Here is a 19,425-nt window from a genome sequence, read left to right as displayed (position 1 = left end):
TACTATTTTTCGTCGGATACAGTTAAACGAGCTCGACCTTTACGTCTTCTTGCTTTTAGAACAGTGCGACCTGAGGCACTAGCCATGCGTTCACGAAAACCATGGGTTTTAGCACGTTTATTTTTATTAGGCTGGTAAGTTCGTTTCATAATTATCGAAAAACTTTCTATTTTTATAGATTTTAGCAACATGCATATTGATTGCCTTATTATACTTGAAAATTAACTAAAGATAAAACTTTTGGTTACTGTTATTATATAAATTTTGATAAATCAAATTTATTTAACAAACAACATTGTTTATAAAAAGTGTTCGCAATTTTTCATACTGATGTGTATATAAATTATTGAAAATGATGTTTAAAAGAAGCTAACTTTTTCGATTTATTAATGTCCTATTAGTAGCACCCAAAATCATGAATGCTGCAACCAATGTTGTAATATTTATAATCAAACCTAATCATACTAAAACTGGTCAGGAGTCAGAAGAACTTACATTTCTAAAATAAATTGCATATTCAGCAGATTGAACTCCTAAAATAATTAAAGTTATAAATTGTGAAATTGCAGCAATAACAGTCACTGCAATAAAAAAAATTAGCAGAATCCCAGAAGAATAAATGGAAAAAGAATTTGGCGAAACTAGCACGGCTACAGAAGTTACAGAAATTATTATAGTAGCAATGATTGAAACAACTAAAATAACCCACAAAGATATGTAAGCGATAGCGATTCTTCGAAGGCCTATTATTTTATGACGAGGGAGATCACCAGGGTTTGGAGAATTGTAATGATTATATGGCCCATTCATTGCTCTAGGATCCATATGTTCATTAGCGTATGGATTATTGGAATTTCCACTTGGTAAATCGTGCATTTGATTGTTTAAATTATTATTCACTTGAACCTCCTTCAAAATTTTTAAACATTACTTAAAATTATACAATATTGGTAAATTTAGTGTTGTCGCGATTCGAAAAATTTCACTTTAATATATCTATATTAATGAACAATTGAAAATCGTTTAATATTTTTAAATTTATAAATATTAGTTAATTTTTTGGATTGTGTTTTGCCACTTTTGTAACTTTACTAAATTTTAGTTGACTTGATTATTTAAAAGGAAGAATTCTTAGAAGAATAACAACCATACAACCAAACTTGATCACGATTGTCAAGAACTTCAATTTGAAAACCACTAATAATGCTTTGCTGCTTGTTTTAATAAAAATTAATCATAATGAAACAATTAAAACATGTAAAATTCTGCCAATATTTTTGTTATAAATATTATAGTTTTAAGTACTTGATTATTCATTTTTTATCTAAATGATTAATGATTATCTAAGGTTGAATGTAATGAACTTGCATTCAATAAAAACGTAATTGTGAATAAGTACAAATTGTAAAAGTAAAATTGTTTTGGTAAAAATTAAAATGTAAGAAAACAATTAATGATAAATAACTTTACTGCATCAAACTCAAGTGACCGTCTTATAATTTTATTTTAGTTTACAGATTAGAGTCCAATTATGGTGAACAGTTTTTCCCTGAATGAGATTAATTAATAAAAAAGGATTTATTATTGTTAATAACCTTTACTTAAAGGATCATAAAATTCTTGTGCTAGAGACGTGACAATATGTTGAGCTAAAAAATGATTAGTTTGGTGAAAATATCAATAAAGAATGTCCCCAATTGGAATTTCAATTTCTTTAGAAAAAATTCTTGTTTTTCTTGTAAAGATATTATCGCCTTGTAATACAACTTGACTATAACTTGTTTTTAATCAAACCTTAGCAACAACTTTTTTATTATTTTTTTGAGTAATGGCAGTTTTTGAACTCAATGTAAAATTTAGGTTTCCAGCTCCATCAATCTTTGCTGTTAATCATCGGCTTAAGAGGTCTCTTCCTGATATATCAAATTCACTTAAATATCAATTTCAATTAAATGTTGATGAATTATTAGCAATATTAGTGTTAATTGTTACATTTTGAGTAGGTTTAATTTTCTTTAAAACATCACCCGGAGTGATTTCGTCGCCTTTTCAACCGATCCAACTTAATTTGTGAGCGATTAAATAACCAGGAGTTCAATAATTACGACTGCCATTCTCATAGCCTTTAATAATGGCAAGTTGGATTTGTGTTTGGGCAACACCTTCAAAATACCTAGAAAACATTAATCTTAAAATGTTATTAATGTCATAGGCAATGCTATTACTTCAATTAAGTTTAATGAAATGGTTAACATCAACTTGTTTCATTTTCGTAATTTCTTGGCCTGTATAAAAGTCTTGGTTTAATAGTGTAACCTTATCGGTGATTCCTGCTGTTTTTTTTGGTGGGGCTGCAAATTTATAGAACCCACTTACAGGAATTGTAATCTTGTTGCTTTTTTCGGTTGAGTTGAATCATCTGCTAAATTGATATTATAAGTATAATCAATTTTGGAATCATCTTTTTCGTTTATTTGTACCTTATCTAAAATTGCTAATCCTGCTTTTCGTTCTTTTGGAATTAAAGGAATTTTAATTTGAAAATATTGTTTGGGGTTAGCCAAAACTTCTTTCGCAGCTATGTTTGAGCCATTAAGAGTAATTGCATTAGCGTTAAGGTTTTGGTACTGTTGTGCTAATTCATCAATAGTTATTTGAAAACCCGTAATCTTAACAATGATGTAACCCTGAATATTTGATTGCTTGTATGTGTAGGCAAACTTAAATTCGATGGCTGTTTTTAATTGATTAATTTCTGATGAACTATAGGTTAACTTTACGCCTTGTGGTAGTTCCACATTTTTGCCATAGGCTTTATTGAATTCCAATTGGTCAAACTCGCCGTTTGGAACGATTTTATTTAATGCATCTTGAATGGATAAGCCACTGTATGCTTTGCTGTGAACCTTATCTGGAAATAATTTTTTAGTATTTTCGAATTGCGATTGTCTATCAAACTCTAAAATCAAAAAAGAAACATGAACGGATTCGTTTTCGTTTTTAACATCAAATTGAACGAAAATCGAGTCTTGATTAGTTTTTATCTTCACTGATGTTTTGTCAATTGTTATTGATGCTGGTAATTGGTAATCATAATATTTAGATAACGAATCAATATTTTGTTGTAATTCAGATGCGACATAATTTTTTTCAAGATGAGCACGGCTTGCCTTAATTTTTTTATTTTTAAAAATTTTATTTACAACTTTTGTAAATTCTAAACGATGCTGTTTTTTAGTTTGGTCTGTGTTGATTATTTTGCCACTTAAACTCGCACTGTTATTATTTGGAGTCGGCGATGAAGAATTTTCAACTGTATTAGAGCAACTAGCTAGCATCAAACCAAAAGTTGAGATACTTATTAAAGTAAGTATGGATTTGGATTTTTTTCTTTTTATCATTTTTCTCCTCACACGTTAACACTTTGTATCGCGAGTCGTTTTATGACTTACATTAGCGTTTTGAATGTATTTGGATCTTGGTAAAAATTAATTTCAGTTGGTTTTAGTAATTAAAATTTTGATAATTTTTCAAATTTGTCACCAATACAAGTGGTTTTAATTATACTATTATGTCTTCCAAAGACAGCAAACTAGGCTTTCATATTATTCTTAATTTTTAGAAAAATCAGAATTAATTGGTACCTAACTTTAAGTAAATCGATGACTATTTCAATATTTCCCAAATTTTTTTGGTGATGAATGTGTTTTAGGTTTGGTCGCATAATACCAGTTAAATTATTTTTTTTGATGTTATATGAGTTCTTGTAAAAAGAGCAATAATCCATGAAGCGAATTTCATTTTATTTATGACTATTTATTCAGTTATCAATAGGATGGTGAAATAGTTTTCCAGTACTTTTTCATTAACGTGATTGATTTATAAGACACTGTTTAATTATTTCATTAAACATTCACAAGTTAGAATCATCGTTTTTCTTTTCTTGTTTCGTTGTTCATTAAATCTTACGTTGTAATTTGGTTTTTTAAATAAACTTGAAGTTATTTTGAATTCAAAATTTTTACTAAACTTAACTAAATGTTCTTTCTTTTAGGTTTCCATTACTACATTATTTAAGTTAGTTTTATTATGATTTTATTCTGTTTGAGATTTGCCTTTGTGGCGTTTCTTTCTTATTTAATTTAGATTAGTAGAATGACCACTTAATTAATCACTTTTTTGTTTTCTTTTAAATTGTTTTAGTAGACCTTGAATTACTAAGATGCTGTAATAAAATCTATAATCAAGTTTCTAAAACAATTCATGTATTTCCTGGCTACTTTTCTGCAAAATCAAATATTGTTCTTATAAATCCAGTTGTTAATTTGAGTTCATTATCAAAATTTTAAGTTAATGATTTATAACTCTTAAATCACATGCATTCGTACTACAAATATGTAAATAATTGGTCTCAAATCTCTATTTTCGCCTTTGCAAATTTGTGATAATTGTTTTTAGGTAATTTCTTGTTGAATCTTTTTAACTATTTTCCAAGTCTTAGCGTATTTTGTCGATAATAATTAAATGTAAATTTATTTAAACATGCCAGACTTCATTTAATGTTCTAGCAAGTATCTGTAAAACTGAACGAAAGTTATGACAAAATGAAAAATATTTTTCAAATTTACAATATTAAAGATTTAAATGATTTTCTTAAAACGAAAACTATTTACACTTTATCAGAAAAAAATTTAACTCTTGAGCAAATTCAAAATGATTGAAAATTTGTTGGAAATAATGAATCCAATTATTCTAATATAGGAATGCTAACTAATGGTGAAAAGGGAATTATTGAAAGAATCACAAACGGAATTGATGCTGTATTAGAAAAACAAAAAGAAAAACACGCATTAGACAATATCCATTCCTATGAACCCATCATTCAAAAAGCTTTTCCAGAATTTTATAAATCTAAAAAAGAAATTATGCATAGTGCTGACATCAGCAATGATGATTTAAAATTAAGAAATAACGCTCGTGATGCTGATAGTGTCATTTATCTTGCGATCTATGATGGTAGTAGAAAAAATTCATCTACAATTGATATTGTTGATAAAGGGTCTGGTATTGAAGGAAAAGATTTTGCAAACACAATCTTATCCTTACACAATGGAAATAAGTTAAATGAAGATAAGAGTTATTTAATTGGTGCTTTTGGACAAGGTGGTTCGACATCTTTACCTTTTAGTGCAGCAACAATTATTATTTCTAAGAAGAATAATGAATTTTTTTATACCGTTATTAAAGAAGTAAAAATTAAAAAATATAAACTACCTATTTACATGTATCTAACCACTAATGGTAATATTATAAATTTAGACTTTAACGGAATTGATCTTTCAGGGTTACACAAAGATGTGCAAGAATTTATTAACGCCGAATCTGGCACACTAGTTAGGATGATTGATATTAATTTAAAAGGAAGATATTTCAGCCAAGATATTAATAAGCCAGGAATGTTTGGTGATTATGTTAATACTGAATTATTTAATGTAGCCTTGCCAATTAATATTCGCGAAAATCGAAGGGAATATATTGATAAAAGTGGCAGCCAAAATCGTAATGCTTATGGTGCTCAGTCCCGTTTGTGAACAACGAAATATGTGCAAAAAAAGTATTCAGGAACGTTCAAAGTAAATTTTTGAGATATTGATTGTCCAATTGATTACTATACCATTTTACCAGTTGACGAAAATAACTGGGTGAATGATAGTAAATGCCGGGAAACTTTTGGAACGTTTAACACACAATTTAAGCCAATAATTTTTACAGTTAGCGGTCAGGTTATTGTTCATAAAGGTTTTACAAGGCTTAAAAATGAAGGTTTATCTTTTTTAGAACACCGTTTACTTGTAGTCATTAATTTAGATGTTTTTGGTCCCAGAAAATATGATTTTTTTACTACTAATCGGGATGGGATCAAAGACACTGCAGAAGTTAATAGTTTTGTAAACCAAATTATTAAAGAATTGAGTAATTTGTCTAGTTTGCTTGAAATCAATGAAATTCTTCAACAAAAAGCAGTGAAAGGAATGATAGATTCGAAATTTTTAGAAGATTTAAAAAAAGAACTTAAAGATAGTTATCTCCCCGATCAGAATATTAATCAACTTTTGTCAATAAGTAGTGATGGTCATCACATAAGCCTTGACGACAGTGAAAATTTTTCCAATATTATTGAAAAGATTAGCATTACCACAACAAAGTCTAAATTTTACAAGAATTATGCGTTTTCCATATATCTTACAACTCCTGCTAAAAAAGAGATAAATAATCAAGCCTTACCGAAAATTAAAGGGTTTTTAGGTTGAAAATATTTTGAGCCTATTAATGTTAACGCAATGAATGGGCGGATTAAGTATGATTACAATGCTGCGGCAATTGGACCTGGTCAATACGAATTAATTTATCAATATTTTCCCGATCATGAACCTGTTCCGATCGAATCTAACACTTTAAGATTTGAAATTTTAGATGAAAATGGTCCGGAAGAAAAAACCAAAATTAGAAGTAGTTCTTTTGATATACATATTAAAATTGTTACTGAAAAAGAATTTATTGCTGATATTGTGAAAGATTACAGTAAAAGACAAATTAATATTTATTTATGTATGGATCATGAATTTTTAAAAAACGAAATATATAGTTATTTTGATTCAAACAATAAAATTGAACTTGATAAAAAAAGATTAATTGAATTTTTAGCACATTTTGTTTTGGCTTACGAAAATGAATATAGCGAAAAAACACTAGATGCAAAAAATGATTTGATTTTAGCTTTTTTAAAGGCGTGAAGACGAGCATTAAATTCAGATAAAAACAAATTTTTCCATGATTTGTTAGGAGACAATGACTAGTTAGCGAAAAACGAGAACAATTAAATTGATTGAGAATAACCTAAAAATGATAAGTGCTGATCGTCATTGTACTAGCGAATTATTTTACCGTGAACTGTGATTAACAAAATTTATTTAAGCCTTTAATCTAGTTTATAATATCTGGTGTCAATTTATAACGACTAAACATAAGAGTAAATGTTAAATTGTTTTGCGTGTCAGATCTGTCTTTTTATTAAATTTACCCTATTACCAATTAAAAACTAGATATGAATAACCATCTTAAAAATCTTGTTGTTTACCAGATTTACCCCCTAACGTTTCACGACAGTAATAATGATGGAATTGGCGATCTTAATGGAATTACTACAAAAATTTCTTATTTTAAAAATTTGGGAATCAATGCCATATGATTGTGCCCGATTTTTGAGTCACCCATGAAAGATAACGGCTATGATGTAAGTAATTATCGAAAAATTAATGCAATTTATGGGACAGAAAAAGATTTTGATAATCTTGTTAAAACATGCAAAAAATCGGGAATCAGAGTCATTTTAGATATCGTACCTAACCACACTTCAGACCAACACGAGTGATTTAAAAAATTTTTAAACAATGATGAAAAATTTCAAAATTATTATGTTAGTTTAGAAAAAAAACCTACGAACACGGTTAGTGTTTTTGGGACAAAATCAGTTTCTTTATTAAAAAATAATCATTGACTATTACATACTTTTGGCGAACAACAAATTGATGTTAACTGAAATAATCCAGAATTAAGAAAAGAATTTATCGATATTACTAATTATTGAATTAAAAAAGGGATTGGTGGTTTTCGGTTTGACGTTATTGATTTAATTGGAAAAAAAATTGATCGTAATAACAATCCGGTAATTGACATGAATAAAACCCACCGGTATGTTCAAGAATGAGCCAAAAAATCTTGACTTAATAATGATATTGTTACCGTTGGCGAATCTTGGAATCGTGATTGTAAACAAATTAACTTATATTCTGATCCAAACCGAAACGAGTTATCAATGCTTTTTACCTTTGTACATATGACCACCAATTGAACAAAGAGCAAGTGAGAATTATCTGATTTTAATTTAGTTAAATTTAAAAAAATCATTCAAAAGCAGCAAAAAATTACTTTTAAAAAAGGAATGCCAACTTTATTTTTATCAAATCATGATTTTCCAAGACAAGTTAGTTTTTTTGGAAGCCATGTTTATTTAAAACAATCAGCAATAACACTAGCCATCACAATGCATTTTTTACGGGGCGTTCCGTTTATTTTTAACGGAGAAGAAATCGGGATGACAAATTACCCTTTTGATAAATTGTCTGATTTTAGAGATTTAGAAACGATTAATACTTCTGATTTATTTAAGGATAAAGAAAAATTTTTAGAAGCAGCAAAATTAATTTCTAGAGATAATGCGAGAACAACGATGCAGTGAAACGCTGATTTAAATGGTGGTTTTAGTCAAAAAAAACACTTATCCTTATTAACTAATCCAAATTATCAGCAGATTAATGTTGATAACCAAATAAAGGAAAAAAAATCGATATGACATTGGTATCAAAAATTAATTGCTTTCAGAACAACAAAAAATAATTTACAAAATCTTTTATTTTTTGGCGAAACTAAATTTCGATTTTTGAAACATCCAAATATTTTTGCATACGAACGAATTTACCGTAAGCAAAGAATTATGGCTCTTGCTAATTGGTCTGATAATTTAGTTAAATTAAAGTTACCTAAATTTAAAAAAATAATTATTAATACTAATGAAGAGAAATTAACAAATTTTTTAAAACCATGACAAACAGTTGTTATTCAACTCTAAGTATAATATTGTGAAAATAACATTAGTGATGCTATTAATTTTGATTTTCTAATAATTCACTGTTAAAATTTTTATACAAACGATAATCGATTTTGTTGTTAAAAAATTAAATTTAACGGCTGAAAATTTAAAAAAAGGATGGTGAATTATTTATGCCCCGAAAACATTTAGTTGCAAGTCAAACCTATAAAAAACAACAAAATAATGCGAAGATCTGGCAAAAATTAGCAAAAGAAATTAAAGTTGCTGCCAAAATTGGGGGGCCAAATCTTGAAGCCAACCCCCGTTTAAAAGCAGCAGTTGACCGAGCGTTGCAATTTAATTTATCCCGGGAATCAATTGCTAAAAACATTAATGGTTCAAATAAGGATGCCACTGATATGGTTGATGTTGAATATGAGATTTATGGCCCTAGCGGCCTTGGGATCATTGTTCATGCACTTACTGACAATACGAATCGGACTATTAGTAACCTTAATGGATACATTAGTAAATTACGCGGCAATTTAGCAAAGCCCAATAGCGTTAAAATCAATTTTGAGCAGCACGGGATTATTCACACTAATTTAAATAATTACCAAGAAGACCAAATGATAGAATTATTAATGGAATATGAATTAATTGATTTAAACAGTGATAGCGATGGTTATGAAATTGTTTGTTCACCTAAATCGTATTACGACATTAAAAACTGTTTAGAAAAATCAGGTTTTCAAATTACCCATAGCGAACTGAAACTAGATCCTTTACTTTTAATTGATTTGTCAACTGAAGAGCAAGAAGTTTTTAGCCATTTTTTAGAAAGCTGCGAAAATGATGATGACATCCAGTGAGTTGTTGCCAATAATAATCCTTATTAGAAATTAACTATTTTTAATTTTATTAACAAGAACTTATTGAGGCTTTTTAAGCATTACTAGAAAAAAGTTTTAATTTATTATTTATTTCTTGGGTATAATATTACAAAGTATTTTTTATACAGCAGTTTAAATAGGTATTTTTATAAACGGAGGCGAGTATGGCTTTAACTAAAACTGAAAAATCCGCTTTAATTAATCAATACAAGATGCATGATCAAGATGTTGGTAGTATTTTTGTACAGGTAGCAGTATTAACTAGCGAAATTAAACAAATTACTGAACATTTAATCAATAACAAAAAGGATTACATTTCCAAACGTGGTTTATACCAAAAAGTTTCCAAAAGAAAACGTTTGTTAGCATACTTACAAGAACGCAATCTTGAACAATACCGTGATTTAATCAAGCGTTTAGGACTACGTCGCTAGTTTTTAAGTATTAAATAAGCGAGTTTCGCTTTTTTATTTTTTAAGATATTATTAATCCCAAGTTGAACTGATCATTGATCTAGTTGCACGATCATTCGTATTTATCAGCAGGAGTCAAAATGAGTAGAGTAAATTTTTTTGCACTTGGTGGTCAAGATGAGCGGGGCAAAAATTGTTCAGTTTTAGAAATTGGTGAAGATTTATTTATTTTTAATTCGGGAACATTAGTGCCAACTACTTCGCTTTTAGGAGTAAAACAATTAATTCCAGATTTTGATTGATTAGTTAAAAACCGGAAGCGCATTCGGGGAATTTTAATTGGTTATCCATCTTACGATAACGTTGGTTCACTAGGTTATTTGTTTCAAGCCTTAGGTAGCATCCCGATTTATACAAGTATCATTGGGAAAGTTGTTGTTCAGACTATTGTTGAAAAAAGAATTCAAAATTTAGGGGGTAATGATGTTGAAATCCATACCCTTAATCCTTTAGAGTACTTTAAAATTGGCAATGTTGATGTCATGCCTTTTAAAGTATCTTCGTCCATGCCATGATCTTACGGATTCGCTTTAAAAACAAACAATGGGCACGTTGTGTACATTGACGATTTTATCGCCAACAATGACAAAAACTTTGCTTTTGAAAGCCAATTAAACGAATTAGTGGTAAAAATAGGAACTAACATTTTATTGCTAATTATTGCCATTGGTAGTGTGGGTAAAAATTGTGGATACACATCACCAAGCCACAAGTCTAAGGGCATTTTGGAAAAAATTGTCAGTAATGCTAAGGGTCGTGTTTTTGTGGCCTGTTACGATTCTAATGCCTACACCATTTTAACAGCTGGGCAACTAGCACGGCAAAAAAGTCGCCCGTTTATTATTTATTCGCACACTTTTATCAACGTTTTTGTTGCCACCATTCGGAATAAAATTTTTAATAGTCGTAACCTGATTACCTTACCAATTGGCGAAATTGATAAATCAGAAAACGCCATTATCTGCATTACTTCCAACCCGTATCGGTTGTATGCGAAGTTAAGTAAAATTGCAAATAATGAAGACGAAAAAATTCATTACAAAGCTACTGATACTTTTGTTTTTATTACCCCAAGAGTTGCTGGGTATGAAGCTGTTGAAGCCAAGATATTGGATGATATTGCCAGACATGATGTTAACTATTTTAAGTTAACCAATGATGTCTTGCCAATGCAAGCGTCTGATGAGGACCATAAGTTTTTATTAAATTTATTAAAACCAAAATACGTGATCCCGATTAGTGGTTTATATAAAGATTTTGTTAAATACACAACTGTTGCCAAACATGCGGGAATAAGTAGTGAACAAATCAAGATTTTATATGATGGTGACATTGCTAGTATCTTAAATGGTGTTTTAAGTAAAAACCCTAAAAGAATTAACTTATTAGAAAAGTGTGTTGATTCAGCCGGTATTCAAGATGTTGGGGCCAGCATTTTATTTGAACGCGAGCAAATGGCCGAAAATGGTGTAATTACCATTGCCTTATTTTATAATGCAAAAAAAACAAAATTTTTAAAGGATTTTCAACACCAAATTTTAGGCGTTTCAGAAGATACGAAAAAAATGGCTGAAGTTGAATCGAAGATGAAAACTTTCATTAATGATATTGTTGAAAACCTAGAAAAAACCAAGGCGAAAACTGAAACTTCAGAAATATCAGCACTTGAAATGCGTGAATTTAAAAACAGCTTGAAAAAAGGGGTCGGTAAGTTATTTGAGAAAGCCGTTAATAAAAAACCAATCGTCCTTCCAACTATTATTAATTTGTAATCATCCATTTTTTTCGTTTAGATAGTAAAATAAACTCTTACCAGTAGACAACATGACCAGTAACAATTGAAGAACACAGCGTTTAAAAACAGTTGCTGATAATAAAAATACCAAGCAATTAGTTGTTCGTATTTTTTCAGGAATTTTGTTGGTAATTTTGCCAATTCTTTTTTTGATTCGAATCCCTTACTTAGGAGAATTTTTCGATGGGGTTTTATTTGACCTACTCCTATTTGGAACAGCGAAATATTTTGTGTACCTTTATTTAATTGTTATTGGCATTTTCTTTTTATTACTAAAAAAACCATACTGAAAATCATTTATTTCTAAACGGTGAATTTATAGTTCTTGAATTGTTTTTGGTTTATTAGCCTTAATTTTTGCGATTGTTAATTACTTTAAAGATTGGTTTCCTAATAGAAACAATATTGATATTCAAGAATACTTAAATAACTTTTTTGTTTCGTGGAGAATGCAAACATGAGTTAACGGAACTTTAGTGTGACAACGTGATGTTTTAATTAATGGCAGTTTATGATGAACTTTAGCAGTAGCCATTAATGCCCAAGTGCCCATATTATTATTTTTTGTATTGACTTTTTTACTCACCATTATTATTGTTTTAATTGTGGGTTTGAAACTTAAATGAAAAAAAATTATCGCCTTCAAAGAACGAATGATTGTTTGGTTTGGTGGCTTTGTCAAAAACTCAAAACCCAGCAAAGTGGTTAACACTCATGACTTTATTAACCCGTACACAATGAAAACTGATGATAGCACTCCGATTTTCGAAAATCACGATATGACTGACATTAATTATTCATTGGATTCTGAACATTCTCTAGTACAAAGTCATGAACACGTTAGCACTTCTCACGAAATCGCACCAGTGGCCACGCCATATAGTTTACAGGATCACATTTTTAGTAATGTGGTATATGGTTTGGAATATGATGATATTTTTATAGATAATCGTGAAAAGAATGAAGCGTTTGCCCACGAAGGGATGCAAAATTTAACCGATTTTTTTATCGTTAGATCAATTCATGCCACTCCGAAAAATTTTCATTGTGGTCCGAGTATGATCAGCATGTATTATGAACTTAGTGATCCTAATGTTGTTAAAGAATTTGCAACATATAAAAATGAGATGCAAAGCGTTTTAAAAGTTAAGCAATTAGATGTTTATTTAAAAGGTAATTCGCTAGAAATTCAAATTCCTGTGGCTTATAGCAATCAAATTAGTTTTAAACAAGTTAATGAAACTATTTTCGGAGCTAATAGGTTAGTTGCCGCAATTGGTAAAACGCACCAAAATCAAATTTGCACCGTTAACCTTGCTGAAAATCCTGTGGTTTTGTTAACAGGTATTTTGGGTTCTGGCAAGGGAATGATGTTAACTTCAATTGTCTTGTCGCTAGTAACTAATTTTAGTGCGAAACAAATAATGTTAGTTATTATTGATACTAGATCAAGTCACTTGTCACGGTTTGTTAACGTTCCTCATTTAGTGACTGATGTTGCTAATACTGTTGGTGACGCCTTTACTTTATTTGAAGAAGTGTTGCTTGAATTAAAATATCGGGCCCAATTATTAAGAGAATACGAAGTAACGACAATTAATGAATATAATCAATTAAAAACAACTGTTGAGCGAATTAAACCCTTGATTCTTGTCATTAATGATTTTGGCGACATGTTAGAGGATGATCAGGAATATGTTTTAAAGTTTTTAAACACGATTCACGGTTATGCCCAACGTTTAAGTGTTAGTTTAATCCTTTCGGTATCACAAATTAACGAGTTAGTTTATAATGAGCAATCCAAAAAAAATTATGATCAAATTTATGCATTTAAAGCTGAATCTAGTGAAGAAAGCCAGTTATTATTAAATAAAAATCACTTAGTTAAATTATATGGCAAAGGTGACTTTATTATGTTAAACCTCAAAAATCACCATACAGTCAGGGGTTTATCATGCTATGTTGATAATTCACAACTAAATAAAATTTTGGAAAGTCTGCAAAAAGGCAATGAAAATTTTTATTAAACAAATTTATGAATGAGATTGTAAAGAGTTTTTTGATTGATAATCGACAGCAACGTTCACTTTTAATCGAACTAAATTTTGTTCTTTTTCCAGTTGTTTTTAACCGACCTAGCAATCGCTCTATCACCTATCTAACTCCGAATCTTGAGTTTTATGAATATGATCGTTTTATCGTATCTAATGACATGGTTCACGTTTGACAATTTTTGGCAAATGTTATGCAGCGAAAAGGCACAGTTTATGGTGGGATTATTAAACTTGGCCAAAATTGAATTAAAGCGAATAACACGCGAGCGGTGTCAGTAAAAATTGCCCAACAACGAATCCGGATTATTAGCAATCATTATTTGGAAGATTTCAAAAAAAACCCAAATCGATTTTCTAGAAAGCACTTAACTTATTTAAAAACTAATCCGTTCAAAAAAGCGTTAATTCTCAACCAAATTCAGCAAATAAAAAGCTTGCATCATACCGACCGGATTCGATTAGCTAATGAGTTATTGTCATTATTAAAAACCTACTTTGAAAAACGCTTATATTTAATTAATAATGCATACAAAGAATTAAGGCTGCAGTTTTATAACGTTGGGCAAATCAATACTACTCACTTATTACTATTGATGCGCGAATCACAGATGTTAATTGATAATAATCGTGACTTTGATAGTGATTTGATTGATCTATCTTTTACGTGTCAAAAAACCATTTTCCATTCCCTTGATAACCAAAAAAATTCTGCTTCTGGAAAATTAGTCCAGCGTTTTTACACCATTAATGAACGAATTAATTTAGCCAAGCATAATTTAAAAGCCGGCATTGGAACTTACGAAATGGTTCTAGAGATTAACCGCGTTAAAAAACTAAAAAATGATTACATGCGTCATTACAAGGATGGTTTGAAAGAATGCAAAATCATTTTAAAATCATGAATCAAAACCTTGCGAACCCAATACTGACGGAATCTTAATAGCCCCTTCTGATTAGAAAAATCAAAAAAATTACGGATTAAAATTGCCATTAAAAAACAGAAAGACCAAATTCAATTTGCTAAAAAAATTTTAAAATTAAACTTTTTTTCAGTTGATTTATGCAAAAAAGCTATTGAACAAATCAAAGAACTTATTGATCGTTTTTATTTAAGCGTGGAAGATTTTTTTAAACATGAAAAAACGCTGGTAAAAGATGATGCTTTGTCCCTTTTTTATAAAGATCTAACGACGATTTTTGCAAAAAAGGCTTACCAATCAATTTTTAAGCGAAGTTTGGAAGCTAGTAATTTATTGCAAGAAATTTATGAACAACACTTAGATAAATTACAAAAGCACCTCTACCATCTAGCGATGCTTGAGCAAGGTTTACTAAACAGAATCGCAGTTCATGATCTTTTTAAAAAAGACCATATTAACAAAGCAATTTTTAATAATTGGGAAAACTTATCGTTTCCTGAACAAAATTCCCAAAAATCGCCGGCATTGTCGAAAGCGATTGCTATTTTTGACAAACACCAGGTTTTGTATGCGAACTATTTCATCAAGCATTTTCATAATTTATTTTTGACTTCGAAAAACATTTTGGTTTTTTCAGTGGCGTGCACCAAAATTTTTATGTGAAAGGAAATTTTATTAACCATTAACCAACTTGATTTTAAGAAACGTAGTAAGTTTGTTTTACCATGCCCATATTTTAGTTTTGTGTCACGTTATAAATTAATCATCAATATCATTAACAAACGTTACCATTCAGCAATTACTGATATTGAATTATCGGTAAAAGGTGTGGTTGATTTTCCGAAATCACGGTTTATTAAAACGAAAGTTTCCTTAGAATGAAGAAAAAAAATTAAACAAAACTTTAACAAACCGATAATTGCTGTTAAAAATAACCCTATTTTGAATATTTTTAGAAATGATGAGGCTAATTTTTCAGACGCTACAACTAACGAATCGACGTTTGCAAATTTAAGATATAATCCTTATCAGCAATATGAATCATCGCGTGATCGTTATTTAAAATACTTGTATGATCACGTTGCGTTATTATCCAGCCAAAAAAAGTGGTTAAAAGAAAAGTTAACTAATTTAAAAAAGCAATCATTGGTGTCCCGAAAGTTAAATTTAATCAATTTTAATACTAGCATTGACAAGATGCGGTTATTGCATTCGTATTTTAAAAAAAATGCTTACGAACTTTTGAAAAAAGTACATATTGTTAATAAAGTTGCTAAAAAAAACAACATGGTCATTTTTAAAAAAGCGATTAATGACGGGGAAATTTGAAGAATTTTTGCAACTAATAATTATGTTTTAAAAAGATGCTTATGACTTACTAAACTATTTCAGCACTGGACGCACTTTAAAACCAAAATACAAAAACGAAAGTGTCTAAAATATTTTAACGAATTTCAAATCGCCTTAACTTTAAGTCAAGTGAATTTAAACGAATTTTACTTGTATACAGCAATTGATAATTTTAGCCACGCTGATCTTCTAAGAATGTATTTAGGTTTACAGTTTTTATTAAGTCCCAAACTAATCATTTATGATGGTTTAAAATTAAGTAGTAAACACGAGATTAATTTTGTGAAAGGTTTGTTGATTGGTAACCAGAACCGCTATGGATATGCTATTATTTTTCTACAATCTTTTGATGACAGCCAAGTAGCATCATGATTACTGCCACAATTTTAATTTAAGGATCAATATCAATGGGCAAGGAAATAAAAAAAGGTGTCCACGATTTTATTAGTGTTCGTGGAGCTAGAGAAAATAATTTAAAAAATCTGAATATTGATATTCCTAAAAACCAATTAGTAGTGATTACTGGGCTATCAGGATCAGGGAAATCTTCATTAGTATTTGACACGATTTATGCCGAAGGCCAGCGCCGCTATCTAGAATCATTATCGTCATATGCCCGGCAGTTTTTGGGCGGTAACGAAAAACCTGATGTGGATTCAATTGAAGGGTTATCCCCCGCGATTTCGATTGATCAAAAATCCACTTCTCATAACCCCAGATCAACAGTGGGCACAGTTACCGAAATTTATGATTACTTGCGTGTTTTATGGGCCCGAATCGGCTTACCATATTGTCCAAATGGTCATGGTTTAATTAAAACCCAGACAATTCAACAGATTACTGATCAAATATATGTATTAAAGTCAGAGCAAACCTTACTAATTTTAGCCCCAATTGTTCGCGAACAAAAGGGCACGTTCAAAAATGAATTTGAAAAATTAAAACAACGGGGATTTCAGCGGGTTTATATTGATGATGTAATTTACTCGCTAGATGATAAAATTGAATTAGATAAAAATAACAAGCACAACATTAGCGTGGTTATTGACCGGATTATTTTACGTCACGACGATGCAACAAAAACCCGTTTGAATGATGCGATTGAAAATGCGATTCATGCCGGAAAAGGTAACGTTCACGTTTTATTAGACCAAAAATTATTAACATTTAACTTACACCACGCGTGCGAACACTGTGGCTTTAATATACCCGAATTAGAACCACGCTTGTTTTCTTTTAATTCGCCAATTGGTGCTTGTACTTATTGTAAGGGTTTAGGCTTTACTTACGAATTTGATGAAGAACGAATGTTGCCTGATAAAACTTTGTCCATTCTTGATGGTGGGATTGATTATTTTAAAAATGTAATTGGTACAACTTCAATGGAATGGCAACGTTTTTTAGCATTATTAAAACATTATAAAATCCCTTTACATGTGCCTTTAAGTGATTTATCAAAAGAGCAGTTAAAAATTATTTTAAACGGTTCACAAGAACCAATTAAGGTTAATTTTCTTACCGTTTCTGGAAATGCTTATAACAAGCGTGAAGTTGTTGAGGGTGTGGCAATTTTAATTAAACGGCGCCACATTGAAACCACTAGCCAACAAGCTCGTGAGTATTATTCAAAATACATGGCTGAAAAAAAATGCCAAACTTGTGTTGGTAAAAAATTAGCACCAAGTGCACTATGCGTTCGGGTTGGTAATTTGGATATTATTAGTTTTACTGAGTTAACAATTAATAAAGCCATTGAATACCTTTTAGAATTAAAATTATCTGATGAACAAAAACAGATTGCTCATCTAGCATTAAAAGAAATTAGCGATCGTTTAGGTTTCTTACAAAATGTTGGTCTTGATTATTTAACATTGTCAAGAAGTGCCGCCACACTTTCCGGTGGCGAAAGCCAACGAATTCGATTGGCGACCCAAATTGGGTCCCATTTAACTGGCGTACTTTATGTTTTAGATGAACCATCAATTGGATTACACCAAAAGGACAACGACCGGTTAATTGAAACCTTAAAACACATGCGGGATTTAGGTAATACCCTACTAGTTGTTGAGCACGATGAAGATACGATGCGAGTGGCTGATCACTTGATTGACATTGGTCCAGGAGCCGGTGAAAATGGTGGTCGCATTATTGCTCAAGGTACACCAGCTGAAGTTGTTGCCAATAAAAAATCTATTACTGGTCAATATTTAAGTGGAAAATTAAAAATTGAAGTTCCCAAATCCCGCCGGAAGGGCAATGGTAAAAAACTTGTTTTAAAAGGCGCCACAGGAAATAACCTAAAAAATGTTGATGTACACTTTCCTTTAAACCAGTTAATTGTTGTTACTGGGGTATCTGGTAGCGGAAAATCCACCCTTGTTAACCAAACCCTTGTCCCGGCAATTGAAAAATTAATTTTACGTAAATTCACCAAGCCCCAACCGTTCAAAACCATTGATGGAATTTTAAATGTCGATAAAATTGTTAAAATTTCCCAGGATCCAATTGGTCGAACGCCACGGTCCAATCCGGCGACTTATGTTGGTGTATTTGACGATATTCGCGATTTATTTTCCATGCTGCCTGAAGCGAAAGCACGCGGGTATGAACGGGGTCGTTTTTCTTTCAACCGTCCCGGAGGGCGCTGTGAGCGCTGCAGTGGTGATGGCGTTTTGAAAATCGAAATGCATTTTTTACCAGATGTTTATGTTAAGTGTGAAGAATGTCATGGTAAAAAATATAACAATGCAACTTTGGAAATTAAATATAAGGGACGATCAATTAGTGATGTTCTAAAAATGTCAACAATTGAAGCTTTAGAGTTTTTTGAAAGTATTCCCAATATTAACCGGAAGCTCCAATTATTGTGCGATGTTGGTTTAGATTATTTACAATTAGGAACAAATGCGACCGTTTTATCTGGTGGCGAAGCCCAACGGATTAAACTTGCCAAGCATTTAGAAAAACGTGCAACTGGAAAAACGATTTATGTTTTAGATGAACCGACCACTGGTTTACACAGCCATGACATTAAAAAATTAATTGCGGTTTTAAACCGGATTGTGGATCACGGTGATACGGTAATTGTGATTGAACATAATTTAGACTTAATTCAAGTGGCCGATCACATTATTGATTTAGGACCCGAAGGGGGCGTTGGCGGTGGCAAAATTGTTGCCACTGGTTCGCCCGAAGAATTAGTGAAATTAACCAAAACAACAGACATTTCTTATACTGCAAGATATTTAAAAAAACATCTTGAACGATGAGATCTAAAAAAGGACTAATAA

The 19,425-nt window shown here is 30.6% G+C and carries 12 protein-coding genes; 8 read left to right on the top strand and 4 right to left on the bottom strand.

Annotated features, from left to right (window positions below):
* Positions 1 to 2: 2 nt before the first annotated feature.
* The 4 genes from rpmH to ABDB96_RS01180 all read right to left on the bottom strand — a co-directional run bounded on the left by rpmH (position 3) and on the right by ABDB96_RS01180 (position 3,401).
* Positions 3 to 149, bottom strand: a complete 147-nt coding sequence (gene rpmH / locus ABDB96_RS01195; protein WP_343251698.1) for a 50S ribosomal protein L34 — start codon at positions 147 to 149, stop codon at positions 3 to 5.
* Positions 150 to 369: 220 nt separating this feature from the next.
* Positions 370 to 900, bottom strand: coding sequence for a hypothetical protein (locus ABDB96_RS01190; RefSeq protein WP_343251697.1), 531 nt, complete (start codon positions 898 to 900; stop codon positions 370 to 372).
* Positions 901 to 1,587: 687 nt separating this feature from the next.
* Entirely contained in the window at positions 1,588 to 2,268 is a 681-nt protein-coding gene (locus tag ABDB96_RS01185) for a hypothetical protein (protein ID WP_343251696.1), read from the bottom strand.
* Positions 2,269 to 2,372: 104 nt separating this feature from the next.
* Entirely contained in the window at positions 2,373 to 3,401 is a 1,029-nt protein-coding gene (locus ABDB96_RS01180) for a hypothetical protein (protein WP_343251695.1), read from the bottom strand.
* Between the two features lie 1,203 nt (positions 3,402 to 4,604).
* Between ABDB96_RS01180 and ABDB96_RS01175 the strand changes: the two genes are divergently transcribed.
* The 8 genes from ABDB96_RS01175 to uvrA all read left to right on the top strand — a co-directional run bounded on the left by ABDB96_RS01175 (position 4,605) and on the right by uvrA (position 19,422).
* A complete protein-coding gene (locus tag ABDB96_RS01175; protein WP_343251694.1) occupies positions 4,605 to 6,857 on the top strand; it encodes an ATP-binding protein in 2,253 nt (750 codons plus the stop codon).
* A 248-nt stretch (positions 6,858 to 7,105) separates the two neighbouring features.
* Positions 7,106 to 8,689, top strand: a complete 1,584-nt coding sequence (locus ABDB96_RS01170) for an alpha-amylase family glycosyl hydrolase (protein WP_343251693.1) — start codon at positions 7,106 to 7,108, stop codon at positions 8,687 to 8,689.
* Between the two features lie 152 nt (positions 8,690 to 8,841).
* Positions 8,842 to 9,549, top strand: coding sequence for a YebC/PmpR family DNA-binding transcriptional regulator (locus ABDB96_RS01165; protein ID WP_343251692.1), 708 nt, complete (start codon positions 8,842 to 8,844; stop codon positions 9,547 to 9,549).
* A gap of 158 nt (positions 9,550 to 9,707) precedes the next feature.
* On the top strand, positions 9,708 to 9,977 hold the full coding sequence (gene rpsO / locus ABDB96_RS01160; protein WP_343251691.1) for a 30S ribosomal protein S15: 270 nt from the start codon (positions 9,708 to 9,710) through the stop codon (positions 9,975 to 9,977).
* 119 nt (positions 9,978 to 10,096) lie between these two features.
* Positions 10,097 to 11,788: a ribonuclease J gene (locus tag ABDB96_RS01155; protein WP_343251690.1), complete on the top strand. Its 1,692-nt coding sequence runs from the start codon at positions 10,097 to 10,099 to the stop codon at positions 11,786 to 11,788.
* A gap of 52 nt (positions 11,789 to 11,840) precedes the next feature.
* Entirely contained in the window at positions 11,841 to 13,838 is a 1,998-nt protein-coding gene (locus ABDB96_RS01150; protein WP_343251689.1) for an FtsK/SpoIIIE domain-containing protein, read from the top strand.
* 32 nt (positions 13,839 to 13,870) lie between these two features.
* Positions 13,871 to 16,525, top strand: a complete 2,655-nt coding sequence (locus ABDB96_RS01145; protein WP_343251688.1) for a hypothetical protein — start codon at positions 13,871 to 13,873, stop codon at positions 16,523 to 16,525.
* 17 nt (positions 16,526 to 16,542) lie between these two features.
* Positions 16,543 to 19,422 (top strand): excinuclease ABC subunit UvrA, encoded by a 2,880-nt coding sequence (uvrA, locus tag ABDB96_RS01140; protein ID WP_343251687.1) that lies wholly within the window; start codon positions 16,543 to 16,545, stop codon positions 19,420 to 19,422.
* Positions 19,423 to 19,425: the final 3 nt, after the last annotated feature.

Origin of the sequence: Mycoplasma amphoriforme A39, from assembly GCA_000723365.1 — a bacterium.
In the GTDB taxonomy this organism is placed as follows: domain Bacteria; phylum Bacillota_I; class Bacilli_A; order Mycoplasmatales; family Mycoplasmoidaceae; genus Mycoplasmoides; species Mycoplasmoides amphoriforme.
Note: the sequence above shows the minus strand (reverse complement) of the source record. Positions and strands in the feature narration are given on the sequence as shown.